6 protein-coding genes are annotated in these 8,934 nt (G+C 69.3%); 2 read left to right on the forward strand and 4 right to left on the reverse strand.

The genetic code is table 11. The features are described from left to right. Nucleotides 1–68: 68 nt before the first annotated feature. On the reverse strand, nucleotides 69–1,214 hold the full coding sequence (locus tag AACH11_RS21145; protein WP_423228790.1) for a site-specific integrase: 1,146 nt from the start codon (nucleotides 1,212–1,214) through the stop codon (nucleotides 69–71). 101 nt (nucleotides 1,215–1,315) lie between these two features. Between AACH11_RS21145 and AACH11_RS21150 the strand changes: the two genes are divergently transcribed. Beyond that, nucleotides 1,316–2,524, forward strand: a complete 1,209-nt coding sequence (locus AACH11_RS21150) for a DNA-binding protein (RefSeq protein ID WP_341376254.1) — start codon at nucleotides 1,316–1,318, stop codon at nucleotides 2,522–2,524. Nucleotides 2,525–2,716: 192 nt separating this feature from the next. Here the strand turns inward: AACH11_RS21150 and AACH11_RS21155 are convergent, their stop codons facing one another. From AACH11_RS21155 to AACH11_RS21165, 3 genes are all read right to left on the reverse strand, one after another. After that, a complete protein-coding gene (locus AACH11_RS21155; RefSeq protein ID WP_341376255.1) occupies nucleotides 2,717–4,411 on the reverse strand; it encodes a methyl-accepting chemotaxis protein in 1,695 nt (564 codons plus the stop codon). Between the two features lie 178 nt (nucleotides 4,412–4,589). Then, a complete protein-coding gene (locus AACH11_RS21160) occupies nucleotides 4,590–5,078 on the reverse strand; it encodes a VOC family protein (RefSeq protein ID WP_341376256.1) in 489 nt (162 codons plus the stop codon). A gap of 174 nt (nucleotides 5,079–5,252) precedes the next feature. Next, complete coding sequence (locus AACH11_RS21165) at nucleotides 5,253–7,277, reverse strand: DEAD/DEAH box helicase (protein ID WP_341376257.1); 2,025 nt, start codon at nucleotides 7,275–7,277, stop codon at nucleotides 5,253–5,255. A gap of 387 nt (nucleotides 7,278–7,664) precedes the next feature. Here AACH11_RS21165 and AACH11_RS21170 point away from each other — a divergent pair, with 387 nt between their 5' ends. Continuing rightward, nucleotides 7,665–8,804, forward strand: a complete 1,140-nt coding sequence (locus AACH11_RS21170; RefSeq protein WP_341376258.1) for a hypothetical protein — start codon at nucleotides 7,665–7,667, stop codon at nucleotides 8,802–8,804. Nucleotides 8,805–8,934 lie beyond the last annotated feature (130 nt).

Consider the following 8,934-nt stretch of genomic DNA (forward strand, 5'->3'; position numbering starts at 1 on the left):
GTCCGGACCGATGCGGGTGTTCCGCGCATCCGAGGCCCCGGCCGTGGGGCTGACGAGGCTTTTGAGGATCAAGGCTCGCCGGGCTGCGGCGCGGGCGCCGGTGGGGCCGCCTCGGCTTCAGGCTCCAGCAGGCGGGCTGCGGCCGACTGCGTGACCGCGCCGCGGAAGTAGCCGATCAGCGAGGCCGTCGAGCGGTGGCCGGTCAGCGCCATCGTCTCGCCCAGCGGCACGCCCTGGCGGCCGGCCTCGGTGACGAAGCCCGAGCGCAGCGAGTGGGCCGAATAGTCCTCTGGCAGGCCGGCCAGCGCGCAGCGCCGGCGCACGATGTCGCGCACGGCGGCGGCGGCCAGTGGCTCGCCGATCACGTCGCCGCGCCGCACGCGGCGAAACAGCGGACCTGAGGTGATGCCGGCGGCCCCCAGCCAGTCGGCCAGCGCCTGCGCTGCGCGACCGGTGACGGGCTTGAGCTGGTCGCTGCGGGCACGGCCTTCCGGGTTGGTCTTCGAGCGGCCCATCACGTGGATGTAATGGGCGCCCTCGCGCGGCGTGTTCTCGACGGTGGCGGCCACCACCTCGGCGCGGCGGCGGCCGCCGCTGGCGAAGGCGAACAGCAGCAGGGCGCGGTCGCGCTGTCCGCACAGGCTGTCGTCGCAGGTGGCCAGCAGCGCCTCCAGCGGCTCGCGGGTCAGGGCGGGCTTCTTGGCCGGGCCGTCGCCGCGCCGGGCATGCGCGCGCCGTGTGCCGGCCAGCAGCGCGCGCACGCGCGGACCGGCACAGGGGTTGTCGAGCGCGTGCTGGCGGTGCAGCGTCGACAGCACGCTGACGCGGTGCAGCAGCGTCGACAGGCCCAGCGGCCCGGGCCGTCCCTTGTGGCCGGCGGCCACCAGCGCGGCATCGAGGGCCGGCGGCAGTTCGCAGGCGCGGCCGTCGGCGGCCTCGGTGCGTGCCGCGTGGTCGACGATGAACTGCAGCACCGCCGCCTCGCCCAGCGGCAGCGCGATCGGTCGCCCGTAGCGCCCGCCGAACCAGGCCGCCCAGTAGCGCAGCGCGCTGCGGTAGCTGCGCACGGTGTCCGGCGATTCGCCTTCGCGCAGCAGCGCCTGCTCGGCCGAGCGTGCCATGGCGTCCAGCTGCGCGGGATCGAGTGCGGCCCAGCCTTCCGGCACCAGGGCCCGGCCCGGCAGCCCATCTGACGGCTCAAGCGTATGATTCATGATGTGTACGTATCAAATAATACGTAGATGTTCGGCAAGTCACGATAATCATCCATTATCGTGGGTAGAGACCGCGCGAGGCGGCAGGAAGGAGGCCCGAGATGGCCCGAGGCATCACCGAAGACGAGGTCTGGCGCGCGGCCGACGCGCTGCTGATCGAGGGCGCGCGGCCGACGATCGAGCGGGTGCGGCTGCACCTGGGTCGCGGATCGCCCAACACCGTCAGTCCCTTTCTGGACGCCTGGTTCCGCCAGCTGGGCACGCGGCTGCAGGATCCGCGCGCGGCCACGCCGCGGCCGGACGTGCCCGAGCCGGTCTGGCAGGCGGCCCGCCAGTGCTGGGACCGCGCCCGCGCGGAGGCCGCCGCCGATGTCGACGCGCGCATCGCCGAAGGCCTGACCGCCGCCCACGCCGAGCGTGACGCCGCCCGGGCGGCCGAGGCACGGGTGCAGGACGAGGCCCGGCAGCGGGCCGCGCAACTGAGCGCCACCGGTGAGCAGGCCCGCGCGCTGCAGGCCCGCGTCGAGACCCTGCAGCAGCAGCTGGCCGCCGAGGCCGTGCATCTGGCGTCGGCCCGTGAGACGCTGGCCGCCGGCCGGCAGCAGCAACAGCAGCAGGCCGCGGCCGCGGCCGCCGAGCGCGAGACCCTGCAGCAGCAGCTGGCCGCCGCACTCGACCGGGCGGATGCGGCCGACCGCCGCGTCGCGCTGGAGCTCGAACGCGAGCGCAGCGCCCGCACCAAGGCCGAGCGTCAGGTCGAACGTCAGGCCGAGCAGTGGCGCCAGCAGCTGGAGACCGAGCGCCGCAGCGCCGCGGCGGCCGCGCTGTCCGCCGGCCAGGAGCAGGCCGCCTTGCAGGCCGCCGTGCAGGCCTTGCAGGCCGCGCAGCAGCAGGGCGTGCAGGACCTGCGGACGCTGCAGCAGCAGCTCGACGCCTGTGCCCGCGCCCGGTCCGACGCCGAGCGTCAGCATGAGTCGGCCACGGCGGCCTTGCGCGAAGCCGCGCAGCAGCACGCCGCCGAGCAGCAGGCCTGGCGGCTGGAGCGCGATCGCCTGCAGCAGGCGCTGCAGGATCAGGTCGTCCAGGCGGCCCAGTCGGCGCAAGCCTCCGTCCAGGCGGCTCTTGCCAGCCAGCAGGCCCGCCAGGCCCAGGAAGCCCAGCAGGCACAGGTGGCCGATCTGCAGGCCTCGGTCGCGCGCCTGATGCGCTGGGTCGAAGGCGGGCCGGCCGCGGCGCTCGGCGCACCACCTGGGGCCGCAGCACCGCCTGGGGCCGCAGGACCGGCAACGGGCGGTTCCTCCGCGGCCTGACACCGCTGCGGTGCCGCGGGCCCGGATCCGGGCGCCGCAGGCCTTGGCGCATGGACGGCCCAAGGCCCAAAGCCCAAAGTCCAAAGTCCAAGGCTCAGGGCATCAACCGCAGCAGCAGCAGTGGCAGTGGCAGTGGCAGTGGCAGTGGCAGTGGCAGCAGAGCCCGCCACAGCCGCCCGCCGCGATCCGGCCTCAGACCGTCGTCGCCCGCTCGTCCAGCTGGAACACCGCCACCGCCTGCACCAGCTGCTGCGCCTGCTCGCGCAGGCTGCCGGCCGCCGCCGCGCTCTGCTCGACCAGCGCCGCGTTCTGCTGCGTGCCGCGGTCCATCTGCGTCACGGCCAGGCCCACCTGCTGGATGCCGTCGCTCTGTTCGGCACTGGCCGTGGTGATCTCGGCCACGATCGCGCTCACGCGCTGGATGGCGCCGACGATCTCGGCCATCGTCCGGCCCGCCTCGTCCACCAGCGTCGAGCCCTGTTCGACCTGCTCCACGCTGCGGCCGATCAGCGTCTTGATCTGACGGGCCGCGTCGGCGCTGCGCTGGGCCAGCGTGCGCACCTCGCCGGCCACGACCGCGAAGCCGCGTCCCTGCTCACCGGCCCGCGCGGCCTCCACCGCCGCGTTCAGCGCCAGGATGTTGGTCTGGAAGGCGATGCCGTCGATGACCCCGATGATGTCGCCGATCTGCCGGCTGCTGTCGTGGATGCCCTGCATCGTCGCCACCACGCGGCTCACCCGCTCGCCGCCCTGGGCCGCGACGCTCGAGGCCTCCCGCGCCAGCTGGTCGGCCTGGCGGGCGCTGTCGGCGTTGCGGCGCACGGTCGTACCCAGCTCTTCCATGGTCGCGGCGGTCTGCTGCAGGGCGCCGGCCTGCTGCTCGGTGCGCCCGGACAGGTCCTCGTTGCCCTGGGCGATCTGGGTGCTGGCGGTGGCCACGCCGTCGGCCGCATGGCGGACCTGGGCCACGGAGGCCGCGAAGCTCGCGCTCATCGTGGCCAGCGTGCCCATCACGCTGTCCGGCAGGCGGCTGTGGTTGTGCAGCCGCTGCCCGAGGTGGCCGCGGGCCAGCCCCTGCACCGCCTCGACCAGCACGCCCGGCTCGGCGCCCAGGCGGTGGCAGATCCAGCGTCGGGCATAGGCCAGTGAGCCGCTGGCCGCGAAGGCCAGCAGCAGGGCGCAGGCGATCGCCGTCGCGTACCAGGTGTCGCGGCCGGCCGTGGCCGCGGCCACCGAGGTGGCCGTGCGCTGGTCCAGCAGCGCCAGGAACTCGTCGACCGGCTGCAGGATGCGGGCCTTCTCCCGGTGGTAGGCCGCGTCGTGCATCAGGGCCTGCGCCCGGGCGCGGTCGGGCTCGCCGATGCGGGTGTAGCCGCCCTGACCGTCGTCGTAGCGGCCCTTGACCAGGTTCATCGCCACCGTCTCGGTCCTGACCAGGGCGTCGGAATTGGCCGCCGCCTGCCGCAGCTTGGCGAACTCGGCCTCGGTGAAGCCGGCCGCCTTCATCCGGTCCATCAGCGAGACGGTGGTGGACATGCCCTGGTGGCCCGGGCCCGTCGGCTCCTGGCCCGCCGCCCGCAGATCCCAGTAGATCTTCTCGTAGCCGGGCGGCCGCGGCTTCTTGCCGTTGCGGATGTCGAGCACCTCCTGGTACTGCTGCTCCCAGATGGCTTCGCCGCTGATGACGTAGGTCCGGGCCAGCCGCGTCAGGTCATCGGAGCTCTGGCGCAGCTCGGCGGCGAGCGCCGTCGACTGGTAGCGCTGCTCGTGGGCCTGCGTCAGGGCATGCCCGGCGTCGCCCACCCGGACCATCGCCCAGGCCAGCAGAAGAGAGGACAAGGCAGTGAAGAACAGCGCACTGCCGAACAGCTGTCGGAGACTTTTCATCGTCGATCTCGCACGTCGGTGTCAGTGGAACCGGCCCGCATGTGGCCGCCATGACGCGCTGTTTCGGTGCGATGCGGATCGAGGTTGAGCACCATCAAGGTGATGCGCACCTTGTTTGTGCGTTACCTGACGGGAGATCTTCCCATCATGGTGCATCCGAAGGCTCGGTCGGCCGGCTTCAGCCCGCTGCGTGCCGGGCCCGCTGGATGGCGTCGATGTCGATGCGGCCCATCTCCATCATCGCCAGGAAGGCGCGCCGGGCGGCGGCCGGATCCGGATCGGTGATCGCCTCGATCAGCGCGCGCGGCGTGATCTGCCAGGACACGCCCCAGCGGTCCTTGCACCAGCCGCAGGCACTCGGCTGGCCGCCGTCGGCGATCACGGCGTGCCACAGGCGGTCGGTCTCGGCCTGGTCCTCGGTCAGGATCTGGAACGAGAAGGCCTCGGTCTGCGGAAAGGCCGGGCCGCCGTTCAGGCCGATGCAGGGCACGCCCGCGACGGTGAACTCCACCGTCATCACCTGACCGGCGCGGCCGGCGGGGTAATCGGCCGGCGCGCGGTGCACGGTGCCCACCGTGCTGTCGGGAAAGGTGCGGGCGTAGAACTGTGCGGCCTCGAGTGCGTCCTGGTCGAACCACAGGCACACGGTGTTGCGGGGCAGGGACATGAGGGCTCCGGACGGGCAGGGTGGGCGGCCATCATCCGCCCGGTGCCGGGGTGTGTCACGTCGGGATCGCCGTGCACGTGGCGTCGACACCACCGCACGGGCGCCGGCGGTCGGTCGGGCGGATGCGGGGCCTCGGTGGGGCCGGCCTGCCGGGTGCCGGGCGCAGGTCGATGCTCAGCTGCCGGACGGACCGGCCTTCGCCCGCCAGAACGCGACGTCCAGCGCGCGTTCGGCGCCGCTGCGGGCATCGATCAGGATCAGCTGGCGGCCATCGGCGCTCAATCCGCTGATCTCGCCGGTCAGGCGGCCGGCGCTCACGCGCTGGCCGATCGCGCTGTGCGGAAAGCCGGGCGCGGCGGCCAGCTGCTGCAAGGGCAGGGCGGGCCGCACATCGCCGGCCAGACGCTCGCGCTGGACGATGGGCGCCAGCATCGGATTGGCGCGGTCGGCGGCCGACAGCAGCACGATCAGCTTGGCCTGGGCCCGGCTGAGCGCGACGTTGACCAGGCGCCGCGCCTCCTCGGTCTGCAGGAAAGGCTGGGCGCCGTCGACCGGATCGAAGATCACCACCGGCGCCTCGCTGCCCTGGGCGCGGTGGACGGTGCTGACCCTCAGCGTCTCGGGCAGCCCGGCCGCCAGCAGCTGTTGGCGGATGCGGGCACGCTGGGCGCGGAAGGGCGTCAGCACGATGATGTCCTGCGGCGGCCAGGCCTCGTCGGCCAGGGCCTCGACCAGCAGGGCGCGGATGCGGGCCGCGGATTCGGCGCGCACCGGGCCGCGCTCGGTGCTGCTCCAGTGGCCGTCGCGGGCCACGGGCTCGATGTGCAGCGCGGTGGCCGCCGGCACCGGGCCGAAAGGGCGCTGACGCACGGCCTGCCAGGCCGGATCCGTGCGCGCATCGTCGGCCACACGCAGGGCGCCGTCATAGAACAGATCGCTGACCAGCTCGCTGATGGGCTCGGCCATGCGGCTCTGCTCGTCCAGCCGCACGACGGCCGGCCCGCCGCCGGGCGGCATCTGGCTGAAGGCGCTGCGCCCCAGCCAGCGCTGGGCCCGCCGGTCCTCGCTGCGCAGCACGGGCGAGAGCTGTTGCGGATCGCCGGCGAACAGCACCGCCGCGCCCAGCGGCGCCAGCACCAGGGCGTGGGCCAGGCTGACCTGGCTGGCCTCGTCGAAGACCAGCAGGTCGAAGGACGGGCGGCCGTCGGCAGGGGCCAGGTCGCGCAGGGTGCGCAGCGTCCAGGCCGCGCGCGCGGTCGTCATCGCGGCCAGCCGGCAGCGGCGCAGCACCTGCAGGGAGGCCGCCTTCAGCGCCTCGCGCAACGTGGCGACGCGATCGGCCCAGGCCTTCAGCGCCTGGGCATCGCGGCTGGCCGGGCGTTGGGCCTCGGCGCGGGCCAGGCGCGCGATCAGCTGCCCGTCATCGCCGGGCACCAGGTGCTCGCGGCCGACATAGGCCGCGGCCTGCAGCCGCGTGCCCAGCCGTTGCAGCTGCGGCCGCAGCCCCTCGCGACGGCCCTTGGCCAGCGCCTTGTCGACGGCGATCAACGCGGTGTCGACGGCCGCATTGGTGGTCGACAGCAGCAGCACGCGTGCCTCGGGGCGACGCGCGAGGTATTCGGCCAGCAGCACGCCGAGGGTGGTGGTCTTGCCGGTGCCCGGCGGGCCCCACAGAAAGCCCGCACGGTGGCCGACCAGACCCAGGGCCTGACGCTGCGCCGGCCTGAGCCAGCGGAAGGGCTCGCCGGTCAGCGCCGGTGCGTCGCCGTGGCGCGGCGGGTCGGCCCATCGCGGCCAGTGGGCCAAGGCCTGTTCGGCCCAGGGTGTGTCCCACCAGGCATCGGCCACCGGCTGCAGAAAACGGGTCGGGTACAGGCGGATCAGATGATCCGGCCCGGGTGGCGCGACGCTGGCGTTCTGCAGCACGAGTTGATCGGACTCCGGCACGACGGCCAGCACGCTGGCGCCGCCCTTGACCGGCGCGCCCCACCAGGCCGCGGCGCCGTCCAGGCTGTCATCCAGCAGTGCCAGCGCCGAGGTCTCACCCGGCCGGCGGCCTTCCGCGTAGACGTAGCCCGGCTCCAGCGTGATCCGCCACAGCGGGCCGTCGGGCTCGCTGCGCAGGACCTTGAAGTCATAGAACTCGGGTGTGGCGGCCAGTTCAGCGTCGAGGGCGGCACGGATATCGGCCAGTGGCATGGTGCAGCACGGTGCGACAAAACGGTGGGTGGAACGGCCTGTTGTGACACCTGCTGTCGTGCTTGCTGGCGCGGCGTCTGGCGCCACCGTCAAAACATGGGTGACGCACCGGTTGAGTCAAGGTGTCCCGCACTGGACGCGGCATGGCATGCATGACCACCAAGTCATTGTCCTGCAAAGAAAAATGACTGCGTAAAGCCTTGAGGCGCCGCGGACATCCGCCGCGGCATTGCGACGACCGCCACCACCGCAAAGAACACCGCAAAGACCACCGCGAGCGATAGGCCAGACGGTGCCGCGAAGTGCATAACAGTCGTATCTAAATTATTCATCAGGACGGAGGCAGTTCCTTTCCTCCTGACGACATCAAATATGGATTGAAATATTATGATTGATCGTGGGTTGACAGATGAAGTTCCGCCAAGAAAACTGTCTGAAGTTATTTTGTATGCGGCGCTTTTGCTTCTTCATAGGTTCAAGTTCATCAGCGCAATGAACTTGGCTGCGTATTGTTTTCCTGAGCGCGCCAAAGCTGCTGCGCACTCCGCAGCGAATCGTGCGCTGCGAAAAGCATGCCGTGATGGATATGCGCGTAAATATCTTTCATCTGATAGGGTGACTTTTTACGCGTTGACGGCGAAAGGAGCCTATCAGTTGGCTGAATACGGATTGATTGCAAAGTCATCAACGCGTCATAGGAAAGATTCGCAGAGGATGCGCCATCGGCTGTCCATCCAGCAGTTCGTACTGATCTCGGAAATGTACGGATGCGATGGGTATGCTGAGCATGAAAGATCTGTTGGCAACAAATATTTTCCGTTGATCGGAGGAGTGAAAAAATATGATGAATTTTTTGAAGACAAAAATGCGGCGCACGAGCTGGTTCGTGAAGAAGTTCGCGAGAAAAAACATTGCAAATCCACGAATGATTATTTTTTGTCGACACACAAAGGTGGTCATCAAAAAAGGATCCGGCCGGATGCACTTATTTTCTTACCTGGCGATGAAATCGTCTGGGTTGAAATTGATTGCAGCAACAGGGGCTCAAAGCGCCTCTCTGATCTCAGAAAATTGTTGGAAAAAATCGGGGAGACCATACCCGGTTGCAAAGCTGCCATCAGGTATGTCGTGATTCAACCGGCTTTGAAGACTCAGCGATCAAGGTTGGTGAATATTTTCGATAAAATGCTGGAAACAAAAACAAGCGCATTTGAAGGAACGCTAAGTCTGGGTACTTTTAAGGATATTGGATGTCAATGGCGTCAGTCACTTGCGGCTCCACTTTCAGTGGGTAACTCATATGTGGTTCAGCGAGTGGAAAGGATTTTCTCAAGAAATGGGGGGAGATGTTATAACGGCGAGGTCCCCATTGGCATTCTCACAGTAAACAATGTCAAAGAAGAAAATATTCTTGAAAGCCTTGAATTGCCTCTACACACTATCTGTAGAAGCAGTCCTTTTCCGTTGATCCTTGCTTCACCTCTACCTGCACTCATGAGTGATATGCATCGCCGGAAAATGATGTAAATTGGCGCAACGGCGCACTCTAAACTGAAGCGCAACACCCGAACTGAATCAAAGACCTGAGGCGATGGGCCAAGCATATTCAAGCCTGAGCATCGAGGAGCGCACGCAGATCAGCCTGCTGCGCAGCCAG

It is taken from the genome of Pseudaquabacterium rugosum (assembly GCF_038066575.1).
Taxonomy (GTDB): domain Bacteria; phylum Pseudomonadota; class Gammaproteobacteria; order Burkholderiales; family Burkholderiaceae_C; genus Pseudaquabacterium; species Pseudaquabacterium rugosum.

Bases quoted from the DNA above. Each gene is read 5' to 3' on its own strand.
- AACH11_RS21145 (WP_423228790.1), bottom strand. From the start codon at position 1,214: ATGAATCATACGCTTGAGCCGTCAGATGGGCTGCCGGGCCGGGCCCTG.
- AACH11_RS21150 (WP_341376254.1), top strand. From the start codon at position 1,316: ATGGCCCGAGGCATCACCGAAGACGAGGTCTGGCGCGCGGCCGACGCG.
- AACH11_RS21155 (WP_341376255.1), bottom strand. From the start codon at position 4,411: ATGAAAAGTCTCCGACAGCTGTTCGGCAGTGCGCTGTTCTTCACTGCC.
- AACH11_RS21160 (WP_341376256.1), bottom strand. From the start codon at position 5,078: ATGTCCCTGCCCCGCAACACCGTGTGCCTGTGGTTCGACCAGGACGCA.
- AACH11_RS21165 (WP_341376257.1), bottom strand. From the start codon at position 7,277: ATGCCACTGGCCGATATCCGTGCCGCCCTCGACGCTGAACTGGCCGCC.
- AACH11_RS21170 (WP_341376258.1), top strand. From the start codon at position 7,665: ATGATTGATCGTGGGTTGACAGATGAAGTTCCGCCAAGAAAACTGTCT.